The organism is Caulobacter sp. FV1ye6ST, assembly GCF_058681225.1.
Genome location: NZ_CM178733.1, coordinates 3,747,357 through 3,767,501, shown reverse-complemented (window position 1 = coordinate 3,767,501; position 20,145 = coordinate 3,747,357). Strand labels below are relative to the sequence as shown.

Annotated in this window: 20 protein-coding genes; 14 read left to right on the top strand and 6 right to left on the bottom strand. The window is 67.8% G+C overall.

The annotated features are described in order from the left end of the window. Nucleotides 1-98 precede the first annotated feature (98 nt). Nucleotides 99-1,850: a cell cycle sensor histidine kinase DivJ gene (gene divJ, locus ACW175_RS18025; protein ID WP_492101369.1), complete on the top strand. Its 1,752-nt coding sequence runs from the start codon at nt 99-101 to the stop codon at nt 1,848-1,850. Here divJ and ACW175_RS18020 read toward each other — a convergent pair whose 3' ends face one another. Next, the gene (locus ACW175_RS18020) at nt 1,851-2,771 is read right to left on the bottom strand and encodes a hypothetical protein (protein WP_492101368.1); all 921 of its coding nucleotides are present in this window, start codon (nt 2,769-2,771) and stop codon (nt 1,851-1,853) included. A 123-nt stretch (nt 2,772-2,894) separates the two neighbouring features. Here ACW175_RS18020 and ACW175_RS18015 point away from each other — a divergent pair, with 123 nt between their 5' ends. Continuing rightward, a complete protein-coding gene (locus ACW175_RS18015; protein ID WP_492101367.1) occupies nt 2,895-3,224 on the top strand; it encodes a DUF1491 family protein in 330 nt (109 codons plus the stop codon). Nucleotides 3,225-3,372: 148 nt separating this feature from the next. Then, the gene (locus ACW175_RS18010; RefSeq protein ID WP_492101366.1) at nt 3,373-3,753 is read left to right on the top strand and encodes a hypothetical protein; all 381 of its coding nucleotides are present in this window, start codon (nt 3,373-3,375) and stop codon (nt 3,751-3,753) included. Between the two features lie 3 nt (nt 3,754-3,756). On the opposite strand, the gene ACW175_RS18005 is transcribed toward ACW175_RS18010, so the two are convergent. After that, nucleotides 3,757-3,894 (bottom strand): hypothetical protein, encoded by a 138-nt coding sequence (locus ACW175_RS18005; protein WP_199170637.1) that lies wholly within the window; start codon nt 3,892-3,894, stop codon nt 3,757-3,759. A gap of 239 nt (nt 3,895-4,133) precedes the next feature. Between ACW175_RS18005 and ACW175_RS18000 the strand changes: the two genes are divergently transcribed. Next, nucleotides 4,134-6,515 carry a TonB-dependent receptor gene (locus ACW175_RS18000; RefSeq protein WP_492101365.1) on the top strand — a complete coding sequence of 794 codons (2,382 nt, stop codon included), beginning with the start codon at nt 4,134-4,136 and terminating at the stop codon, nt 6,513-6,515. 61 nt (nt 6,516-6,576) lie between these two features. Next, nucleotides 6,577-8,175: a peptide chain release factor 3 gene (locus ACW175_RS17995; protein WP_492101364.1), complete on the top strand. Its 1,599-nt coding sequence runs from the start codon at nt 6,577-6,579 to the stop codon at nt 8,173-8,175. Nucleotides 8,176-8,188: 13 nt separating this feature from the next. Here ACW175_RS17995 and ACW175_RS17990 read toward each other — a convergent pair whose 3' ends face one another. Next, a complete protein-coding gene (locus ACW175_RS17990; RefSeq protein WP_492101363.1) occupies nt 8,189-9,421 on the bottom strand; it encodes a pyridoxal phosphate-dependent aminotransferase in 1,233 nt (410 codons plus the stop codon). 166 nt (nt 9,422-9,587) lie between these two features. On the opposite strand from ACW175_RS17990, the gene ACW175_RS17985 reads away from it, so the two are divergent. Then, complete coding sequence (locus ACW175_RS17985; protein ID WP_492101362.1) at nt 9,588-9,980, top strand: methylglyoxal synthase; 393 nt, start codon at nt 9,588-9,590, stop codon at nt 9,978-9,980. Here ACW175_RS17985 and ACW175_RS17980 read toward each other — a convergent pair. Further along, nucleotides 9,977-10,456 (bottom strand): ribonuclease H family protein, encoded by a 480-nt coding sequence (locus ACW175_RS17980; protein WP_492101361.1) that lies wholly within the window; start codon nt 10,454-10,456, stop codon nt 9,977-9,979. The genes ACW175_RS17985 and ACW175_RS17980 overlap by 4 nt on opposite strands. Before the next feature lie 382 nt (nt 10,457-10,838). Here ACW175_RS17980 and ACW175_RS17975 point away from each other — a divergent pair, with 382 nt between their 5' ends. The 8 genes from ACW175_RS17975 to ACW175_RS17940 all read left to right on the top strand — a co-directional run bounded on the left by ACW175_RS17975 (nt 10,839) and on the right by ACW175_RS17940 (nt 19,091). Beyond that, a complete protein-coding gene (locus tag ACW175_RS17975) occupies nt 10,839-12,212 on the top strand; it encodes a hypothetical protein (RefSeq protein WP_492101360.1) in 1,374 nt (457 codons plus the stop codon). Between the two features lie 77 nt (nt 12,213-12,289). Next, the gene (locus ACW175_RS17970; RefSeq protein WP_492101359.1) at nt 12,290-12,592 is read left to right on the top strand and encodes a hypothetical protein; all 303 of its coding nucleotides are present in this window, start codon (nt 12,290-12,292) and stop codon (nt 12,590-12,592) included. A gap of 70 nt (nt 12,593-12,662) precedes the next feature. Continuing rightward, on the top strand, nt 12,663-12,923 hold the full coding sequence (locus tag ACW175_RS17965) for a hypothetical protein (protein ID WP_492101358.1): 261 nt from the start codon (nt 12,663-12,665) through the stop codon (nt 12,921-12,923). Between the two features lie 137 nt (nt 12,924-13,060). Next, entirely contained in the window at nt 13,061-13,324 is a 264-nt protein-coding gene (gene fliQ / locus ACW175_RS17960) for a flagellar biosynthesis protein FliQ (RefSeq protein WP_099580251.1), read from the top strand. Nucleotides 13,325-13,344: 20 nt separating this feature from the next. Then, complete coding sequence (gene fliR, locus ACW175_RS17955; RefSeq protein ID WP_099580249.1) at nt 13,345-14,100, top strand: flagellar biosynthetic protein FliR; 756 nt, start codon at nt 13,345-13,347, stop codon at nt 14,098-14,100. A gap of 9 nt (nt 14,101-14,109) precedes the next feature. After that, nucleotides 14,110-15,219, top strand: a complete 1,110-nt coding sequence (gene flhB / locus ACW175_RS17950; protein WP_492101357.1) for a flagellar biosynthesis protein FlhB — start codon at nt 14,110-14,112, stop codon at nt 15,217-15,219. 213 nt (nt 15,220-15,432) lie between these two features. Then, a complete protein-coding gene (gene cckA, locus ACW175_RS17945) occupies nt 15,433-17,508 on the top strand; it encodes a cell cycle histidine kinase CckA (RefSeq protein WP_492101356.1) in 2,076 nt (691 codons plus the stop codon). 38 nt (nt 17,509-17,546) lie between these two features. Beyond that, nucleotides 17,547-19,091, top strand: a complete 1,545-nt coding sequence (locus ACW175_RS17940) for a DUF5605 domain-containing protein (RefSeq protein WP_492101355.1) — start codon at nt 17,547-17,549, stop codon at nt 19,089-19,091. On the opposite strand, the gene ACW175_RS17935 is transcribed toward ACW175_RS17940, so the two are convergent. Beyond that, nucleotides 19,088-19,606, bottom strand: coding sequence for a DUF4199 domain-containing protein (locus ACW175_RS17935; RefSeq protein ID WP_492101354.1), 519 nt, complete (start codon nt 19,604-19,606; stop codon nt 19,088-19,090). The two genes, ACW175_RS17940 and ACW175_RS17935, sit on opposite strands and share 4 nt — an antisense overlap. A gap of 114 nt (nt 19,607-19,720) precedes the next feature. Next, on the bottom strand, nt 19,721-20,140 hold the full coding sequence (locus tag ACW175_RS17930) for a response regulator transcription factor (protein ID WP_492101353.1): 420 nt from the start codon (nt 20,138-20,140) through the stop codon (nt 19,721-19,723). Between the last annotated feature and the right edge of the window lie 5 nt (nt 20,141-20,145).

Genomic DNA, 20,145 nt, shown 5'->3' with positions numbered 1-20,145 from the left:
AGGTCGCTCAATGATTGTGTGGCCTTGGAGGGAAGGGCTCCCTCGCGTTAAGGTTTGAGGACGGCGCCTCCCCGCCGCGCTTGCAAGTCGACCGGCCGTTGGAATTCGAAACGCTTCCAGACCTGATCCGACGCCCCGCTCCCCAGGCGGGGTTCGATCCCGCGCATGCGTGGCGTCTGGGCTGGCTGGCCGCTATCTGTCTGGCCGCCGCCGCGGCGCTGTTCGCCAACAACACCGGCGGTTGGCCCGTGTGGGCGGCCCTGGGCGCGGGCGCGGTCCCGGCCTTGGCGGCGCTGCTTTTTTCACGCGACGATGAGCGCACCCAGTCGGTGCTGCTGGTCCTGTGGGCCGTGGGGGGCTCGATCGCGGCGGCGCTGACGGGCGGCGTCTCGGGCGCCATGGCCGCCTGGTGCCTAGCCCCCGTCGCGGCGGCCTCGACCCTGGACCAGCCCAAGCGACTGGCCGAGGGCGCGGCCCTGGCCCTGATCGGCGGCTGCGTGGCGGCCCTGACCCAACTTTCCGGCCTGGCTCCGCCGGCCCCGACCGGACCGCTGGCCTTCGTGCTGGGTTTTCTCGCCTTGGTCACCACGGGCCTCGGCCTGGCCGCGGGCCTCTTGATCGGCCGGCGTCGTCAAGGGGCTCGCGATGATCGCTACGCCTCCGAGATCATCGGGCTGGAGAGCCTGCTCGACGGCCTGCCGCATCTGGCGATCGCCATCAGGGGCCAAGGCCAGGTGACCGCCGTGCGCGGCGCGCCGCCGCGCGGCGTCACCACCGTGGACCTCGTCAATCGCGGCCTGACCGGCGCGGCCGCTCCGGGCGACCGCCAGCGCCTGACCGCCGCCATCGCCGCCGCCCATCGCGAGGGCGCGGCCAGCCTGACCTTCAATCCGGCCTTGAGCGTCGAGCGCATCGTGGCCCTGGATCTGGTCCGCATCGCGCCGAACCAGCTAGTCGGCGTCCTGCGCGACGTCACCGTCGAGCGCAATCGCGAAGCCGCCCTCGACCAGGCTCGCACCGACGCCGAGGCCCTGGCCGCCGGCCGCGCCCGGTTCCTGGCCAACATGTCCCATGAGCTCCGCACGCCTCTGAACGCCATCATGGGCTTTTCGGACATCATGCGCGCCCGCATGTTCGGCTCGCTGAGCGATCGCTACGCCGAGTACGCCGAGTTGATCCACGAGAGCGGCGGCCACTTGCTGGACCTGATCAACGACGTCCTGGACATGTCGAAGATCGAGGCCGAGCGCTTCGAGCTGCAGCGCGGCGTGTTCGACGCCCGCGAGGCGGTGCAGGCGGCCATGCGCCTGCTGCGCGTCCAGGCCGACGGCGCCGGCGTTCAGTTGCGTGGCGTCCTGCCGCCGGGCGAGCTGGAGGTCGACGCCGATCGCCGCGCCCTGAAGCAGATCGTACTGAACCTGGTGTCCAACGCCCTGAAGTTCACCCCGCGCGGCGGCCAGGTGACGGTCACGGCCCATGGCTATGACGGCGTGCTGGAGATCATTGTCGCCGACACCGGCGTCGGCATCAGCCCCGAAGACCTCGAGCGCCTGGGCCGCCCCTACGAACAGGCCGGCGGCGTCGAGCAGCGCGCCAAGGGCACGGGCCTGGGCCTGTCGCTGGTTCGCGCCTTCGCCAAGCTGCATGGCGGCGAGATGACGATCGAAAGCCGCCTGGGCGCGGGCACCAGCGTTTCGGTGCGCCTGCCCGTGCTGATGGCCCCGCTGAAGTCGGTGACTCTGGAGACGCTGACCGAGCCGGCGCCGCAGGTCGAGGCGCCGGTCGAGGGCGAACCCAAGCCCGCGCCGACCGCCCTGGGCGACAATGTGATCGCCTTCGCGCCGCGCTGATCAGCGCAGGAACGCGAAACCCGCCGCGAAATCCCCCACCTCGATATAGGCCTTGCGGGTGACCTCGTCGCGACCCCCGCCCTGGAACACGAACTCCACCGTTACGGCCTCGCGCGGATCCAGTCGCGACATGGCCTCGATCGCCGCCGCCGGGAACCGGAAAGCCAGGCCCGTCTTCGCGCCGGTCGGCAGCAAGGTGAGGGGGGCTTCCTCGCGGGTCTGGGCGGCGAACACCAGGCTGGCGTTGCGCGGCGCGACCTTGGCCGCCAGGTTCCGGCCCGCGTTGGAGGCGATGTAGGGACCCAGGGTCCGGCTAGTGTCCCGCACGATGATCCGCGCCGCATAGGGGCGTTGGCCGTTGTCGAAGGTCGCCACCGTCGTCACGGCCAGGGCGCGGCCGACCAGGCCGAATATCAGCCGGTCGCCGCCGAAGCTGGCCGGCTGCGATAGCCGCCAGACCGGAATGGTCGCCGACACCGAGCGCTCGGCCTTCCAGGACGCGACGTCGCCCGGATAGGTCATGGCCAGCATCTGGGAGTAGCCTTCGAAGGCCTTCTTCACCCGCGAGGCGGCCAGGGCCAGGTCCTTGGAATCGCAGGCCGTGCCAGCCGCCTTGGCGCGGGCCCGCTGCTCCAGGGCGGCGACCTGCAGTTCGCTGGCGCCCGAGCGCAACGTCGCGCCGCGCGCCTGGGCCCGCGAGGCGTCCAGGGCGACCGAGACGGTGGACGTGAACAGCCGGCAGCGGCCATCGGCCGCCGTCATCAGCGTGCGTTCGTAGAGCTGGTCGGCGGCGTTGGCGTACAGCGCCGTCGGGAGAGCGAAGGTCGCTAGCCCGATCAATACCCCGATCCATCGCGCCCAGCGGCCTTTCTGGCGCGGAGAGCGCGATGGCCGATAGTGGAAGCCGATTTCGGCGGCCATCGCGCTTCAACTCCTGGACGTTTCGCCGGCCTATTTAAGCGAGCGGAGGGGCGTCATTTGCTCGTATGCTTCGAGCCTTGAAGGGGCAGCCTTAAGCCCCGTGGGGTTGCGGTTCGGTTAGCGATGCTTCTTTCGACGGATATCTGGGTCGGTGCGTTGATCCGCCGGGCCGAATTGGGCGGGGCCTTCGCCATGGTCGCCCGCAAGGGCGATGCCCGGGCCGGGGCGGTGCTGGTCAAGATCGTCGACCGCCGGGCTGGAACCGCGCGGCTCTACAGCGAAGCGACCCGTGGCGACGGGGAGCGATTCTGGATGCAGCCGGTCCGTTCCGAGTTCGAGCCAGACCTGGACGCCTACGCCGAGCGCGCCGCCCGCATCGACCCGGACGTCTGGGTGGTCGAGATCGAGGACCGCGACGGCCGACACTTTCTGACCGAACCCGTCGAAGCCTGAAGCGCGTTCAATATCGGTGGAGAGGCTGGGGAGAACTCGACTCCAGGCGACCGTTAACCCTGATCCTAAACCTGACCTAAAGCTCATTTTGGGCATGCTGCGCTAGCTTTCGAACCCCTTCCCCAGAGTTCAGCAGCCAGTATCCGCCATGCTTTTTCTCATGAACGACGTCATTCTGAGCTTTGACGCGGCCGACCTCTCGCCGCCGATGACGCGCGACCGCTTCGCCGCGCTGTCGCTCAACTATGTCGGCGAGCTGGGCAAGGAGCTGTTCGCGCAAGAGCCTCTGCTGCACCAGAAGGATCACGAAAGGGCCGAGCGCCTGGCGGCCCTGATCGTGGCCAAGGCGCCGGAGGTCAATGCGGCCCTGTTCATCGCGCCGGGCCGGGGCTGCCGCAAGGAAGACGTCCAGGTGCGCTATGCGCAGCTGGGCATCGAGGTGATGGCCGCGCTGCTGCAGCGCCAGAACTCCGGCGCGCTCACCAATATCGAAGCCGATCGTCAGGTCTGGCGGCGCCTGGCCGCCTAGGGCCTAGAACGAGACCAGCTTGAAGAGCCAGCTCAGCGTCATCGCCAGGACGACCAGTCCGGCGATGGTGACGCCGAAGCAAAGCGCGCTGCCCGCGGGGTGCTGCCGGGTAGGGGCGCGATGATGCTCGAGCAGGGCCATCTTTCTATTTCCTCCATTCGCCCGACGATCTGACGTCGTCGGTGCGGAATGAGGGAAGCATGACTCCAAACCCATTCTTCGAATAGGGGTATTTTGACGCATTTCCGGGCGATTTGCGCCTTTCGGAAGAACGCGGGTGTGCGAGGCTTCATCAAACCGACGTCTTACCGTCGCCGACTCGACAAGACCCGCCGCTAACCCGCGCTGAAACTCTTCAGTGCAGGTTGACGATGAAACTCATGTCCACGGTCGCTTGGGGCGCGCTCGCCCTTGCCCTCTCCAGCCAGGCCCACGCCCAGCAGGCGGCTCAGCAGGCGGCCGCCTCCGAGGTGGACACCGTGGTCGTCACCGGCACCCGCCGCGTCGATCGCACCGCCTTCGAGTCGGTCGCCCCCGTGGACGTCGTCAGCCAGGAAGTGCTGAAGAACACCGTGTCCGATGAGATCATGGACAAGCTGGCGGCGACGACGCCGTCGTTCAACGTCCAGCGTCTGCCGGCCGCCGACGGCCAGGCCTTCGTGCGCCCGGCCACCCTGCGCGGCCTCTCGCCCGACCAGACCCTGGTGCTGGTCAACGGCAAGCGCCGCCACCGCTCGGCGGTGCTGGGCGGACGCGGCCAGCAGGGCGTCGACCTCGCTTCCCTCGGGACCAGCGGCATCGAGCGCATCGAGGTCCTGCGCGACGGCGCCTCGGCCCAGTACGGTTCGGACGCCATCGCCGGGGTGATCAACATCATCCTCAGCGACAAGGCCGGCTTCGACGGCTACAGCCAGTTCGGTCGCTACTATGCCGGCGACGGCGACAAGACCGAGATCGGCGCGCGCTACGGCCTGGCGATCGGCAACGGCGGCAGTCTGGTCGGCGCGATCGACTACACAAACGCCGACGCCACCTCACGCACGCGCCAGCGCCCGGACGCCACCGCCTTCCAGGCCGCCAATCCCAGCATCAAGGTGCCCAACCCCGTTCAGCGCTGGGGTCAGCCCGACCGCGAGGTGTGGCGCGGCTCGCTGAACCTGGTCCTGCCGCTCAACGACGCGGTCGAGGCCTATGGTTTCGCCACTTACAGCGACATGCACGGCGTCACCGACTTCAACTGGCGCAACCCGTCGACCGACACCTCGTACAGGACCAGCCCCGTCTTCCCAGGCTGGTCGCTGAGCCAGATCTATCCGGCCGGCTTCTCGCCGAAGTTCGGCCAGGACGAGACCAACGCCTCGATCAATGGCGGCCTGCGCGGCGACGCCATGGGCTGGTCGTGGGACCTGTCGGCCGGCTGGGGCAAGGACAAGGTCGACTACTTCCTCAACAACAGCATCAACGCCTCGTTCGGTCCGCAGTCGCCGACCAGCTTCGACGCCGGCGCGCTGATCCAGGAAGAAAAGACGCTGAACTTCGACGCCTCGCGTCCTCTGGACTGGTCGGTCCTGGCCAAGCCGGCGAACCTGGCCCTGGGCCTGGAAGCCCGCAAGGAGACCTACAAGATCCAGGCGGGCGACCGCTATTCGTGGGATGTCGGGCCTGGCGCCCCGGCCGGCCTGCCTAGCGGCTCCAACGGGTTCCCGGGCTACGCGCCCAGTCAGGCCGGCTCGTGGGACCAGACAAGCTACGCCGGCTATGTGGACCTTGACCTGCCGATCACCGAAAAGCTCGACGCGGACATCGCCGTGCGCCACGAGGACTTCTCGGAGTTCGGCCAGACCACCGACGGCAAGATCGCCGCGCGCTACGAGTTCACGCCGAACTTCGCCATACGCGGCGCGGTCTCGACCGGCTTCCGCGCCCCGACGGCCGGCCAGATCAACAATACCCGCACCTCGCAAGGCCTGAACACCACGACCCTGCTGCTGTTCACCTCGGGCCGCCTGTCGCCGATCAACCCGATCTCCGTGGCGCTGGGCGGCAAGCCGCTGGAGCCGGAGGAATCGAAGAACCTGTCGTTCGGCGCGGTCTTCCGCCAGGGCGGCTTCACCGCTTCGGTCGACTACTATCGCATTGACGTCGACAACCGCTTCGCCGTCTCCCCGAACTTCACGGTGACCCCGGCGCTGCGGGCCCAGTTGGTCGCGGCCGGCGTCCCGGGCGCCGACAGCCTGACGACGGTCAGCTACTTCACCAATTCGTTCGACACCCGCACCCAGGGCGTTGACGTGGTCGGCTCGTGGCGGGGCCAGCTTCTGGGCGGCCGGGCCGGCGTGACGGCGGCCTGGAACTGGAACGACACCAAGGTCACCCGCTCCAAGCTGACCGAGGTCTCGAACCTGGCCCGCATCAACCTGGAAAACGGCCTGCCGCAGAACGCCGCCAATGTGTCGTTCGACTATGCGCGCGGCATCTTCAGCGGCATGGTCCGCGCCCGCTGGTCGGGCGAGTGGACCGACGCCCAGGCCAATGGCGCGGCCGACCTGATCCAGAAATTCGCGGGCAAGGCCCTGGTGGACTTCTCGGTCAGCGCCCAGGTCACCGACACGATCAAGCTGACGGTGGGCGCCGAGAACCTGTTCGACACCTATCCGGACGAGGCGACGTTCCAGGCCTCTCGCGGCCTGATCTATTCGCGCAACGCCCCCTACGACACCGACGGCGGCCTCTGGTACGCTCGCGTGTCGGCGAAGTTCTAATCTACGCGACCAAGCGGCGAGGGAAGGTGACAAAAAGGGCTGATGGGGCTAGTCCCCGCGCATGAGCTCTTCCCCCGCCGCTGAAGCCGCCCGTCGGCGCACCTTCGCCATCATCAGCCACCCCGACGCCGGCAAGACGACCCTGACGGAAAACCTGCTGCTGGCCGGCGGGGCGATCCGGGCCGCCGGCGCGGTGCGCGCGCGCGGCCAGACCCGCCGCACCCAGTCGGACTGGATGAAGATCGAGCGCGAACGCGGGATCTCGGTCTCGGCCTCGGTCATGACGTTCGATCACGACGGCCTGATGTTCAACCTGCTGGACACACCGGGCCACGAAGACTTCTCGGAAGACACCTATCGCACCCTGACGGCCGCCGACGCGGCGATCATGGTGCTGGACGCCGCCAAGGGCATCGAGCCCCAGACCCTGAAGCTGTTCGAGGTCTGCCGCCTGCGCGACATCCCGATCATCACCTTCATCAACAAGATGGACCGCGAGGCCCAGGACCCGTTCGAGCTGCTCGACGAGGTCTCGTCCAAGCTGGCCCTGGACCCGGCCCCGCTGTACTGGCCGGCCGGCTCGGGCGGTCGCTTCAAGGGCATGCTGGACCTTCGCGGCCAGAAGTTCATCCCGTACGCCAAGAAGAGCTCGACCGACGAGGAGGGGCATCCCGAACCGGTGGCTCTGAAGTCGAACGCGGTGGTGCAGTACCTCGACCCCGAGGAGCTGGCCGAGGTCGAAGAGGGCGCCATGCTGGTGTCCGAGGCCGCCAAGCCGTTCGATGTGCAGAGCTTCCTGGAAGGCCACATGACGCCGGTGTTCTTCGGCTCGGCCCTGCGCCACTTCGGCGTCAACGAACTCCTGGCGGGCATCGGCGCCTACGCCCCGCCGCCGCACCCGGCCAAGGTCAATAAGGGCGGTGTCGACACCCATGTCGCGCCGGGCGACGCGGAGGTGTCGGGCTTCGTTTTCAAGGTCCAGGCGAACATGGACCCCAACCACCGCGACCGGATCGCCTTCCTGCGCCTGACCAGCGGCCGCTTCACGCGCGGCATGAAGCTGAAGGCCCAGAACACCGGCAAGGCCATGAGCGTCAACGCGCCGATCATGTTCTTCGCGTCCGACCGCGAACTGGCCGAGGACGCCTTCGCCGGCGACGTGATCGGCATCCCCAACCACGGCGTCCTGCGGGTGGGCGACAGCCTGTCCGAGACCGGGACGATGCGCTTCGCCGGCCTGCCCAACTTCGCGCCGGAAATCCTCCGCCGCGTGCGCGTCAAGGATCCGCTGAAGGCCAAGCACCTGAAGAAGGCGCTGGAAGGCCTGGCCGAGGAGGGCGTCACCCAGCTGTTCCGTCCGATGATCGGCAGCGACTTCATCGTCGGCGCCGTGGGCCAGCTGCAGTTCGAGGTCATGGCCGACCGCCTGGCCAACGAATACCAGCTGGAGTGCATCTTCGAAGCCAGCCCCTATGCCGAGGCCCGCTGGCTGGGCGGCGACAAGGCCGACGTCGAGGACTTCGTCAGCAAGCACAAGTCGGCCATGGGCCAGGACATCGACGAGCAACCGGTGTTCCTGGGCAAGTCGTCCTGGGAAATCGGCTACGTCGCCGAGCGCTACCCGAAGGTGCGCTTCGAGCGGACGAAGGAACGGGCGTAACGGCTACGCCGCCCTAAAGGGTTGCGTAGTAGCCCAGTTCGGCGTGCTGAACGTGGTCGCCCAGCGCCATCGGCTTGGCGTCCATGACCTCCTTGAAGGCTGCCTTGAACTTGGCCATTTCCTCGGGCGTGCCGACCGAGACGCGAACGGCGTTGGGCCAGATGGGCCAGGTGCGGCCGATCAGGACGTTCTTGGCCTTCATCGCCGCGAACACGGCCTTGCCGTTGCGGCCGGTGTCGATCATGAAGCAGTTGGTCCGCGGATCGCCGATGACCTTGTAATCGTTGGCTTTCAGCCAGGACAGGGTGTCGCGGCGGGTGTCGCCGATGATATTGCGACGCTCCGGGACGAGGCTCGCGTCCTCTAGCGAGGCGCGGGCGGCGGCCGAGCCGGTGATCGGCATGGCGTTCTGGCCGAACGGGGCAAGCTTGGCCAGCAGGTCCGGCCGGGCGACGGCGAAGCCGCAGCGGATGCCGGCCATGCCGTAGATCTTCGAGAAGGTCCGCAGGACGATCAGGTCCTTGCCTGCGGCCACCAGGTCCAGGGTGTCCTGGGCGTCGGTCAGGTGGATATAGGCCTCGTCGACCAGCAGGATCGAACCCGCGGGCTTGTTCTCCAGCGCCCAGACGATGTCCTGCTTGGTGGTCAGCGTGCCGGTCGGATTGTTCGGGTTGCAGATATAGATGACGCCGGCCTGGGCGTCGGCCTTGACCATGGCCTTGACGTCATGGGCGCAGTCGGCGGTCAGGGGGACCTTCACCACCTTGGCCTGGCTGGTCTTGGCCGCGTACATGCCCGCCTCGTAGGACGGATCGGCGGTGACGAAACTCTTCGTCGGCGAGGTGAAGGCCAGCACGCTGTAGTGCAGCGGTTCGGACGAGCCGGCATAGACGGCGACATTCTCGAGCTTGAGGCCGTTTTGGGCGGCGAAGGTTCGCGCCAGCAGGTCGGTCTCGCCGTTCAGGTCATAACGGCCCCCCAAGGGGGCGACGCGGGCGATCGCGTCGCACGCCGCCTTGCTGGGACCCAGCGGATTTTCGTTGGCGTTGATCAGCGTCATGTTCGCTGGCGGCGCATTGGGACTCTGGCCGTGCAGGGCCATGCCGGACGGCGGCGCGCTGGTCTGGGCGGCGGCCATGGCCAGTTGGGCCTCGGTCAGGATCGGCGCCGCGGCCGCCAGGAAGGCCGCGCTCCGCAGAAAGGTTCGGCGCCCCAGCGCCGGCTCGCCAGACATCCGCTTGGTCATGATCAGTCCCCATTGCCCTACAGGCCAAGGACGAACCTCTCCGGCGGCGGGCGCAAGAGGCGGCGGGGGCAAAAGCGCGCCATGCTCAAGCCGCGGGCAGAGCGATGCTTGCCTTCGGCGCGCGGGCGCGAAATGAGTGCGGCCCTAGCCGTTCCGGAATCTCCTCATGCCCGCTTCCCTCGCCATCGGCCCTCTCGCGATTGGATTGGTGGCCCACGACGACAAAAAGGCCGCCCTGGTCGAATGGGCGGTGGCGCATGAAGGCTATCTGAAGGGCAAGGCGCTGTTCGCCACCGGCACGACCGGCGGTCGGATCCTGGAGGCGCTGCCGCATCTGGATCTGGTGCGTCTGAAGAGCGGTCCGCTGGGCGGCGACCAGCAGCTCGGGGCGATGATCGCCGAGGGGCGCCTGGACGTGCTGATCTTCTTCGTCGACCCGCTGTCGCCGCAGCCGCATGACGTCGACGTCAAGGCGCTGATCCGCATGGCGACCCTGGCCAACATCCCGTTCGCCTGCAATCCGGCGACGGCGGACCTAATCGTGGGCGGCTCTAACTAGCCCGGGAACTTCAGCAGGTTGGGCTTGGGGATCGCGGCCTTGAAGCTGCCGCGCGACTTGGCCGTATCCAGCCCGAACTCGGCCCAGGCGTCGAGGAAGCCGTTCGCGGGCGCGGAGGGCGCCGCGGGGACCAGGTCCAGAACGGGACGAGCCGCGAGCGCGGCGCGGGCGGCTGCCCAGGCTTCCGGCTCGGCCGTGGCGTAGGCGCCGTCCGCCGCCACCAACTGTCCGGCGAGATCCGGATCGGCGAAGCGCAGGGTGACCGGCGTGTCCTTGGGCAGGTCCGAGAGGCTGTCCAGCGCCTCGGCCAGGGCCGTCAGGCTCATCTTCGCGGCGCTGGTGCGCCGCTCGCCGCCGGCCGCGCCCTTGATCGCCGCCGGGCCGGTCTCGCCGTCCAGCCGCCGCACATAGGACCAGCCGCCATAGCCCGGTTCGGCGCGGCAGAGACTGGCGATCCAGAGAGTGACGGCGACCATGGGCGGAGCTCCGGAGAAATCGTTCCTGGTCGTGTTCTAGCCTGCTTCGCCGCGAGAAGGGGAGGGCGCCCGTGAACGAAAGGTAAACCAGGGCTTAAATCTTAGGGTTAACGTCATTTTCAGTTCAATGAACGAAGTTCTAACAATGCGCCTCAACTCGCGGTCCAGCTTGTATTCGGCAAAGCAAGAAGTGTGCCAATTCACTACATGATCAACCAAATTGGTCGAAATTTGAAACAAGGTGTAAAAATATAGGAAATATTTATGGTTAATGCGCCGTAAACACCTGTTAACCACTTGTTAAACTCGTTGGCTCCGGTTTTGCTGATTATGCGTTGAACCTCTGTCGGGCTGTCCCGGCGTGGGACGATCCGTAGGCGGAGTGCGCAAGGCGATGTTCGAGTTCGGGCGGGATCTAAAGCGGTTGTTTGGTGTGGACGCCGACTCCAAGGGAGCCTGGCGCGAAGGCTTGACCGGCGGGGACACCTCGCTGCTCGAGCTTTTGGATCTGCGCCTGCTGAATAACGAAGCGCGGTCGGCCGACGTGGTCGCCGGCCGCATCGGCGCCAAGGACCGTGGCGCGCGCCTCCTGGAGGCCGCCGTCGTCTGGCGCGAACTGGCCCGCCGCGGCGGCGACGCCACGGCGCTGCGCAAGGGCGCGGCCCAGGCCGAGGCCGCCGTGAAGATCTTCGAAACCGAGCGACGCCACGACGCTCTGGCTGGGGCGCGCTGCGAGCAGGCCGTGCTGGCCATCCTCGGCGCCGACCTGTTCGGAGACGAGGGGCTGATCGCCGCCGCTTCGGCCACCCTGGCCCGCACGCCGGCTGATCGGCGAACGCCGCTGTGCAACGCCCTGGCCGCCGGCCTGGAAGGCCGCGCCGCCCTTGCCGACAACAATGTCGACCGCGCCCTGGCCGCGGTTCAGGCCTATGAAGCGCCGCTGCGCGCCCTGGCGGCGGCCAAGCGCGTGAAGGGCGGTCCGGCCCGTCTGCTGCTGGCCGACCAGCGCGCCGCGCGTATCGAACTGATTCTGGCCTGCGCCGAGCGCCTGAAGGACCGCGCCCTGGCCGAGTTGGCCGCTGCCGAGGCCAAGACGGCGGCCGGCGTGCTCGACTCCGACTTCGAACCCCTGGCCTGGGCCCGCCTGGAAGGCCTGCGTGGCCAGGCGCTTGTCCTGCTGGGCGAGCTGGATGGCGAGCTGGCCCACATCACCAACGGTGTCGAGGCCCACTTCGCCGCCGTGGACGTGCTGTCGATCGAGCACAGCCCGATGGACTGGGCGCGCGCCGGCGCCGCTCTGGGCGCGGGGCTTCAAGGCCTGGGCGAAGCCTCGACCAGCGAGCGCGCCTTCGAGCAGGCCGTCTCGGCCTATGACCGCGCCACCCAGGTGCTCAAGGCCCAGCCGGCCCTGGCCCTGCGCGCCGTGGTCGCCAACAATCGCGCCCTGTGCCTGGCCCGCTGCGCGGAGCTGACCGCCGACCTGGCGGTGCTGGACGCCGCCGAACTGGCCTTCAAGGCCGAGCTGGCCGCCTCGCCCGGCGGCCGTGACCCGGCCAGCTGGGCCGTGGCCCAGATGAATCTGGCCCGTCTCTATGAGGCTCGGGTCGAGATCACCGGCCGCGACGACGGTCGCCTGGCCCGGGCCGGCGCGGCCCTGGCCTCCGCCTTCGACGTCTTTTCCGAACTGGGTTTGCGCTCGCTCACGGACCTGGCGGCACAGGGCCTGCAACGGCTGAAGCAGGCCCAGGCCGCCTGATCCGAAACGGAACACTCCCAAAGCGGGAGAAGGGGCGGCGGAAGGCCGGCCAACAAAGATAAGTAAGGGATGAACTCGTGATTGCTCTGCTCGCTCTCGCCGCCGCCGTCGTCGCTACCCCGGCTCAAGCCAAGGCTCCGTCGGACCTGCTGACCCCCGTGTCCGAGCCGCGCGTCGCCGTCGCCCTCCTGAACTGCATGGTCAAGCAGGATGGTCACCTGACCGCCTGCACCGTGCAGGAAGAAAGCCCCAACGATCTCGGCGTCGGCCAGGCCGCCCTGTCGATGATCTCGCGGACCCAAGTCGACCTGCTGGGTCCGGACGGCAAGAGCCGCGCGGGCTCGTACATCCAGGTGCCGGTGCGGATTCGCATTCGCTAAGCGAAGCGGCGACAGCCGACGCGGCCACCTGGTCTCGTGCTTTGGCCGCCCTCCACGAACGGTGAGCCGCATGTTCGTAGCCACCCTGATCGTCGTGTTGGCAGAAGGTCTTCTGGCCGGAGTCCTCTGGGTAGGCTTTCGAAGCGCCAGGTTCGCCCTGATACCGGGAAAGCCGCCGGTGAGCCGGGCGCGCGAAGGCGCGCGCTACTGGGCGCTGGCGGGTATCCTGCTTGTCGTGACGGTCGGCCTGGCCTGGGGGGCTTGGGAGAGCTTCGCCTGGCGATATGGCATTCTACATATCCGCGCGCGGGACATTAGCGCCTGCCCGTGAGCCCCCGCGACCCACCGTCGCGCCCCGGTCTTCCCACCGCCCAGGCCGCAACCCCTAACGCTCCGTTAACCATATTTCGCCCATCTTCACGCCTCGAAACAACGCGGCCAGTACGGCCGATTCCCACGAGGCTTCGCATGACGGGCGCAGAGGTTCTTGATGTCGGCCGGGACGCGATCTGGCTGACGCTTCAGCTGTGCGCCCCCTGCCTGATCGTCGGCCTGGTGATCGGCGTCGCCATCGGCCTGTTCCAGGCCCTGACCCAGATCCAGGAACAGACCCTGGTCTACGCCCCCAAGATCGTCGCCATCTTCGTGTCGCTGCTGATCTTCCTGCCGATGATGGGCGCGCTGATGAGCGGCTTCATGCGCCAGATCGCCGCCCGCATCGCCGGCATGTAGCGGAAGGGCAGGGGCTTCCGGTGAACTCCTTCGCCACGGCGTTTCAGGTCTATGTCGCCGGCCTCGTGTTCGCGCGGGTCGGAGCCATGGTCATGACCATGCCGGGCATCGGCGAGCAGTCGGTGCCGCCGCGTGTGCGCCTGGCCTTCGCCCTGCTGATGGCCCTGCTGCTGGGCCCGCTGGTGCAGAACACGGTGCCGCCGATCCCCAATACCTTGGGCGGGCTGGTCGGCGGGGTGATCCACGAGATCCTGATCGGCCTGATGATCGGCTCGGTGCTGCGCCTGTTCATGAGCTCGCTGACCACGGCCGGCGAAATCATCTCGATGCAGACCACGCTGTCCTTCGCCCAGAGCGTGAACCCCTCGATGCAGGGTTCGAGCACGGCGGTGGCCAGCTTCCTGTCGATGATGGGCCTGACCCTGATCATGGCCACGGGCCTGCATCACCTGTTCATCGGTGCGATCGTTAAGTCTTACACGATCTTCCCGTTCACCCGCGCCGTGCCGATCAACGACGCCGTCACCCTGGCGGTGCGGACGGTGGCGCAGTCGTTCTCGCTCGGCATCCAGCTGGCCGCGCCGGTGATCGTGTTCTCGCTGGTCTTCAACCTGGCCACGGGCCTGGTCGGCCGGGTCATGCCCGCCTTCCAGATCTTCTTCGTGACCTCGCCGCTCAGCGTCATCCTGGGCCTGTCCCTGCTGGCGCTGTCGCTGGGCGGCATCGCCATGGTCTGGACCGACCGCTACCGCGAACTTCTCGCCGTGTTCAACTAGGGGCGCGGAATGGCGGAAGATTCAGATCCCGAGTCGAAAACAGAAGAGCCGTCAGCCAAGAAGCTTTCGGACGCTCGCGCCAAGGGCGACGTCGTCAAGTCGGCGGACATCCCGCAACTGGCCTCGCTGACCGGCGCGGTCTCGGTGATCCTGCTGGCTGGCGGCTGGCTCACGCGCGACCTGATGAGCGCGCTCTATCCGTTCATCGCCCACGCCGGCACCATCGAGATCTCCAGCGGCGGGGCCGTGCTGATCATGAAGCAGGCGGTGATGGCCGCCATGCCGCCGCTGCTGCTGGTGATGATCGTCACCGCCACCCTGGGCGTGATCGCCAACGTCTCCCAGACCGGCTTCATGCTGACGCCCGACAAGCTGAAGCCCGACTTCAGCAAGCTGAACGTGCTGAAAGGCCTGACCCGGATCTTCGGCATGGACGGGCTGGTGCAGTTCGCCAAGTCGGTCCTGAAGATCGGCGTCACGGCCTTCATCGCCTGGATGGTGCTGAAGCCCAATGTCGGCGAGGTGCGCAACCTGGTCGGCATGGACGTCTCACTGTTGATTCCCGAGGCGCTGAAGCTGTCCAAGAAGCTGCTGATCATGGTGATCATCTTCCTGGTCGCCACCGCCGCCTTCGACTACTTCTGGCAGCGCATCCGGTTCATGAACCGGATGCGCATGACCCTTCAGGAGGTCAAGGACGAGTTCAAGCAGTCGGACGGCGACCCGCATATCAAGGGCAAGCGCCGCCAGATTCAGATGCAGCGCTCGCGCCAGCGGATGATGCAGGCCGTGCCCAAGGCGACGGTGGTCGTCATGAACCCGACCCACTACGCCGTCGCGCTGAAGTACGAGGCCGGTGAGACGCCCGCGCCCATGTGCGTGGCCAAGGGCGTCGACGAGCTGGCCCTGAAGATCCGCGCCCTGGCCGAGGAGCATGGCGTGCCTGTGCTGGAGGATCCGCCCCTGGCCCGCGCCCTCTACGCCAGCGTCGAAATCGACCAGGAAATCCCGGTCGAACACTTCGAAGCCGTCGCCAAGGTCATCAGCTTCATTATGAACGGCAAGAAGCCCCAGACGCGCGCTGCGGCCGGCGCCGGGCAGCGCGCGCGTCCTCTCTAAGACCCAATTTCCAGAAAACTGACGCTGAGCCCTCCCGGTCCGATCTTCGATCGGATCGGGAAAGAGGGCTCAGAACGCGATGAGAGAGAGCATTTCTCGATCCGATAACCGGGACCACTTATCGGGAAATGCTCTATCGCTCGGGAAAGGCTATTGTTTCCCCGATTACAAGTGAGTCGCGGCTTTGCCGTAACAAAGGTAACACCCCCGCCCATGGCCGATTTTCAGCTTCAGGACAAAGCTTCGACTGGCGCGCCGCGCCGGCGCTTCGATCCGTGGCTGGCGGGCGCGGCGGTATTTTTCGTGGCCGCGGCGGCCTTCGCCGTGGCGCCGGCGCTGAAAGCCGGGCCGGTGACCCTGGCCGGGCTGCTGCTGCTTCTGGGTGTCGCCGGCGTGGCGATCCTGGGACTGGTGGCCATCCGGGGCTCGGCGGTGTCCGGCAGCGACGTCGACCAGGCCGAGGGCTTCATCGACGCCCTTAGCGAGCCCGCGGCCCTGGCCGCGCCGGACGGCCGCCTGCTGGCCGCCAACCTGTTCTGGCGCGAGGTGATGGGCGACCAGCGCCGCCTGCCCAAGGGCGTGGCCGGCTCCAGCCTGTTCGCCGCCCTGGTCCAAGCCCGCAAGGGTGAGATGGCGCAGGGCGTGCTGCGCGCCAGCGGCGTGGACCACACCGCCAACGTCTCGCGCCTGGCTGGCGGTCGCCTGCTGATCCGCCTGACCCCGATCGTCGAGCCGCAGCGTGTCGTTGAGACCCTGGAGGCCGCGCCGGTTCCCGAGCGCGTCGCCCCGCCGCCCACGACCCTGGACGCCTTCGCCGGAGCCTCGCCGTTCGGCGCGGCGCTGCTGGAGGGCCTGGAGCCCTTCAAGTCGAGGGTGCTGGAGGTCAATCCGGCCCTGACGACCATGACCGGCGGCAAGGCCGGCATGGTGTTCGGAGACCTGATCGACGCGACCACGCGCGCCGAGGCCGAGATCCGCCTGAACGAGGGCAAGGCCGGTCCCTTCGAGGTGCGCCTGGCCCGCGACCAGACCCGCATCGCCCATCTCTATCTCTACCGCGCCGAGGGCCGCGTCGTGGCCTACATGATCGACGTGTCCGAGCAGAAGCAGATGGAGCTTCAGCTTGCCCAATCGCAGAAGATGCAGGCCATCGGCCAGCTCGCCGGCGGCGTCGCTCACGACTTCAACAATCTGCTGACCGCCATCCAGTTGCGCCTTGACGAACTGCTGCACCGTCATCCCGTCGGCGACCCGTCCTATGAGGGCCTCAACGAGATCCGTCAGACCGGCGTGCGCGCCGCCGACCTGGTTCGCAAGCTGCTGGCCTTCTCGCGCAAGCAGACCGTTCAGCGCGAGGTGCTGGACCTAGGCGAGCTGATCTCGGAGTTCGAGGTCCTGCTGCGCCGCCTGTTGCGCGAAGACGTCAAGCTGATCACCGACTACGGCCGCGACCTGCCGAAGGTGCGCGCGGACAAGAGCCAGCTCGAGACGGCGGTCATGAATCTGGCCGTCAACGCTCGCGACGCCGTGCGCGCGGCCAAGGGCGGCGGCATCGTGCGCATCCGCACGGCCCGCCTGACCCGCGACGAAGCCATCGGCCTGGGCTTCCCGGCCGCCGAGAGCGACGTCGCCTTCATCGAGGTGTCGGACGACGGTCCGGGGATTCCGCCCGACGTCATGGGCAAGATCTTCGACCCGTTCTTCACCACCAAGCCGGTGGGCGAGGGCACCGGCCTGGGCCTAGCCACGGTCTATGGCATCGTCAAGCAGAGCGACGGCTGGATCCACGTCCATAGCCGTCCGGGCGAGGGCGCGGCCTTCCGCATCTTCCTGCCCATCTACGACGCCCCGGCGGGCGTGGTCGCCGCCCAGGCCGCCGCGGAGCCGGTCAAGCCGCGCGCCGCCCGCGACCTGTCCGGCGCCGGCCGCATCTTGTTCGTGGAGGACGAGGACGCCGTCCGCAGCGTAGCCGCCCGTCTGCTGCGCGCCCGCGGCTATGAGGTGCTGGAGGCCGCCGACGGCGAGGAGGCGCTGCTGATCGCCGAGGAGCACGCCGGCACGATCGACCTGCTGATCTCCGACGTGATCATGCCCGGCATCGACGGCCCGACCTTGCTCAAGAAGGCGCGCGGCTATCTTGGCAATGCGCCGGTGATGTTCATCTCCGGCTATGCCGAGGCCGAGTTCAGCGATCTGCTGGAAGGCGAGACGGGCGTGACCTTCCTGCCCAAGCCGATCGACATCAAGACCCTTGCCGAGCGGGTCAAGCAGCAGCTGCAGGCGGCTTAAGGGTTGCAGAATCCAGGCGTGGCCTCGCTACTGTGGCCATGCATTCGTTGCCTCTGACCCGCCGGGCCGCCACGGGCCTGGGCCTGGCCTTCCTCGCCGCGCCGGCCTTGGCGCGGGGTTCGACCGTCCCGCGCTGGGGCGTGCACGAGATCGCCCTGAAGGCGGTCGTTCCCGGCAATCCGTTCGACGTCTCGCTCATCGCCGCCTTCACCGACGGCAAGACCACGCTGAAGGCGCGCGGCTTCTACGATGGCGACGGGACTTGGCGCGTGCGCTGCAGCCCGCCGAGCGAGGGCGTCTGGCGTTGGCGGACCACCAGTCCGGTCAAGGGGCTGAACGGCCAGGCCGGAACGATCGCCGCCATCGCGCCGCGCCCCGCCGATCACGGCCCACTCCACGTGACGGGCGGATACCACTTCGCCCATGCCGACGGGGCGCCCTACCGCCAGATCGGCACCACGGCCTATGCCTGGGCCCAGCAGAGCGACGCCCTCCGCGACCAGACCCTGGCCACGCTGAGGGCCTCGCCGTTCAACAAGATGCGGATGTGCGTCTTCCCGAACGTGCCGGGTGAGCCGATCTATCCTTTTGAAAAAGAAGGCGAAGGCTGGGACTACGACCGCCTGAACCCCGTCTATTTCCGACGCCTGGAGGACCGCGTCCGGCGGCTGGGCGAGCAGGGCGTTCAGGCCGACCTGATCCTGTTCCATCCCTATGACGAGAAGACCGGCTGGCACGCCATGACCCCGGCGCGCGACGACCGCTATGTCCGCTACATGGTCGCCCGGTTCGCCAGCTTCTCGAACGTCTGGTGGTCGCTGGCCAACGAGTGGGACCTGGTCAAAGCCAAGTCGGTCGCAGATTTCGAGCGCATCGGCCAGTTGATCAAGGCCGAGGACCCGTACGGCCGCCTGTGCTCGATCCACAACTGGCGCGAGCTCTACGACAACGGGCGGCCGTGGATCACCCACGCCAGCATCCAGAACGGCGCGGCGGTGATGGACGACACGCGGGCCGAGATCCTGCGGGGCGTCTGGAAGAAGCCGGTGATCTACGACGAGGTCCGCTACGAAGGCGATATCGACAAGCGTTGGGGCGACCTCAAGCCCGAGGGCATGGTCGAGCGCTTCTGGCACGGGCTGGTCGCCGGTACCTATGTCGGTCACGGAGAGATCTACAAGGGGGACGACGGCTGGACCGCCAAGGGCGGAAAGCTGCACGGCGAGAGCACGCCACGCCTGGCCTTCCTGAGAAACGTGATGGAGGCGGGGCCCAAGCCCGGCTTCGAGCCGATCGACAAGTGGTGGGACCAGCACCTGGGCGGCAAGGCCGGGTCGTATTACCTGCGCTATTTCGGCGAGGCCGCGCCGACGGAATGGGCCGTGGCCCTGCCCAAGGACGAGTTGACGGGCGGCGAGCGCTTCCAGGTCGAGGTGCTCGACACCTGGAACATGACCGTGACGCCGGTCGAGGGGGCCTTCGTCATGGCCAAGAAGGATCCCTATTTCCTGCACGACCCCGACCGGCCGACCGTGGCGCTGCCAGGCCGGCCGTGGATGGCGGTGCGGGTGACGCGGCTCTAAGCCTTTGCCGGTAGGAACTTCGGATTGCGCACCAGGGCCGCGCTGACCAGGGCGACCAGCAGACCCACCGGGAAGATCTCGATGAAGGTCATCGGCATCCGGTAAAGCGGGTTGGCGTAGTTCTGCTTCATCTCGGCCATTTCGGCCGCCAGCTTGGCGTAGGCCGCGCCGGAGAGGCCCTCGGCCTTCTTCGAGTCCAGGATGCTGGCCGTGTATTCGTCCATGAAGCGATAGTGGGTGATGGCCAGATAGGCCTCCCAGATGGCGACATAGGCGATCCCGGCGACCGCCGCGACGCCCAGGCCGATCAGGAACGCCGGCCAGAACTTGATGACCCCGCCCAGCACCTTGTCGCGATGCGACTTGATCGCCAGCAGGATCGCCGAGAGCCCGACCAGCATGATCAGATAGCCCAGCCACAGGCTGTGCTGGAACGAGAAGACGATGGTGGCGATCATGCCCAGTATGATGATGACGCCCGAGATCAGCCCGTAGGTCACGATGGTGCGTTGCATGGAATTCCTCCTCCGCGCCGCCCCCTGCGACGCGCTCCAAGCTGCCCGCTCTTTTTGCCAAAGCGGTATCGCCCAAACGGGTGAGTTCGACAGTTTCGCCCTATCGGCGGAGGGTCAAGGTATCAGCGCCAGTTCGCGCGCCTTGCCGATCGCCTGGGTGCGGCGGCTGACCTCCAGCTTAACGTACAGGTTGGCGACGTGGGTCTTTACGGTGTTGGGCGACAGGCCGAGATCCCGGGCGATCTCCTTGTTGGAGCGGCCGGCGGCGAGACGCTCCAGAACCCTCACCTCCTGGCCGGTAAGGCCCAGGGCGGCGAGGGCGGCGTCATTGCGCTGGAAGGTCTCTGGACGGGCGCGGGCCGCCAGTCTCCAGCCGATCCAGACGCCGCCGGCCGCGAAGGCCGCGCCGATCAGTCCGATATAGATTTGCCAGGAGAAGGCGCGGGTCACGAACCGGTATTCCAGCCACTGCAGCGCGAAGGCGCCCAGCGCCAGCACCACGGCCCAGAGGAGGATCGTGCGGCCCCCGCGCATGGCCG

Coding starts and splice junctions, on each gene's coding strand:
- ACW175_RS18020 (WP_492101368.1), bottom strand. CDS start 2,771: ATGGCCGCCGAAATCGGCTTCCACTATCGGCCATCGCGCTCTCCGCGC.
- ACW175_RS18015 (WP_492101367.1), top strand. CDS start 2,895: ATGCTTCTTTCGACGGATATCTGGGTCGGTGCGTTGATCCGCCGGGCC.
- ACW175_RS18010 (WP_492101366.1), top strand. CDS start 3,373: ATGCTTTTTCTCATGAACGACGTCATTCTGAGCTTTGACGCGGCCGAC.
- ACW175_RS18005 (WP_199170637.1), bottom strand. CDS start 3,894: ATGGCCCTGCTCGAGCATCATCGCGCCCCTACCCGGCAGCACCCCGCG.
- ACW175_RS18000 (WP_492101365.1), top strand. CDS start 4,134: ATGTCCACGGTCGCTTGGGGCGCGCTCGCCCTTGCCCTCTCCAGCCAG.
- ACW175_RS17995 (WP_492101364.1), top strand. CDS start 6,577: ATGAGCTCTTCCCCCGCCGCTGAAGCCGCCCGTCGGCGCACCTTCGCC.
- ACW175_RS17990 (WP_492101363.1), bottom strand. CDS start 9,421: ATGACCAAGCGGATGTCTGGCGAGCCGGCGCTGGGGCGCCGAACCTTT.
- ACW175_RS17985 (WP_492101362.1), top strand. CDS start 9,588: ATGCCCGCTTCCCTCGCCATCGGCCCTCTCGCGATTGGATTGGTGGCC.
- ACW175_RS17980 (WP_492101361.1), bottom strand. CDS start 10,456: ATGGTCGCCGTCACTCTCTGGATCGCCAGTCTCTGCCGCGCCGAACCG.
- ACW175_RS17965 (WP_492101358.1), top strand. CDS start 12,663: ATGTTCGTAGCCACCCTGATCGTCGTGTTGGCAGAAGGTCTTCTGGCC.
- fliQ (WP_099580251.1), top strand. CDS start 13,061: ATGACGGGCGCAGAGGTTCTTGATGTCGGCCGGGACGCGATCTGGCTG.
- flhB (WP_492101357.1), top strand. CDS start 14,110: ATGGCGGAAGATTCAGATCCCGAGTCGAAAACAGAAGAGCCGTCAGCC.
- cckA (WP_492101356.1), top strand. CDS start 15,433: ATGGCCGATTTTCAGCTTCAGGACAAAGCTTCGACTGGCGCGCCGCGC.
- ACW175_RS17940 (WP_492101355.1), top strand. CDS start 17,547: ATGCATTCGTTGCCTCTGACCCGCCGGGCCGCCACGGGCCTGGGCCTG.
- ACW175_RS17935 (WP_492101354.1), bottom strand. CDS start 19,606: ATGCAACGCACCATCGTGACCTACGGGCTGATCTCGGGCGTCATCATC.
- ACW175_RS17930 (WP_492101353.1), bottom strand. CDS start 20,140: ATGCGCGGGGGCCGCACGATCCTCCTCTGGGCCGTGGTGCTGGCGCTG.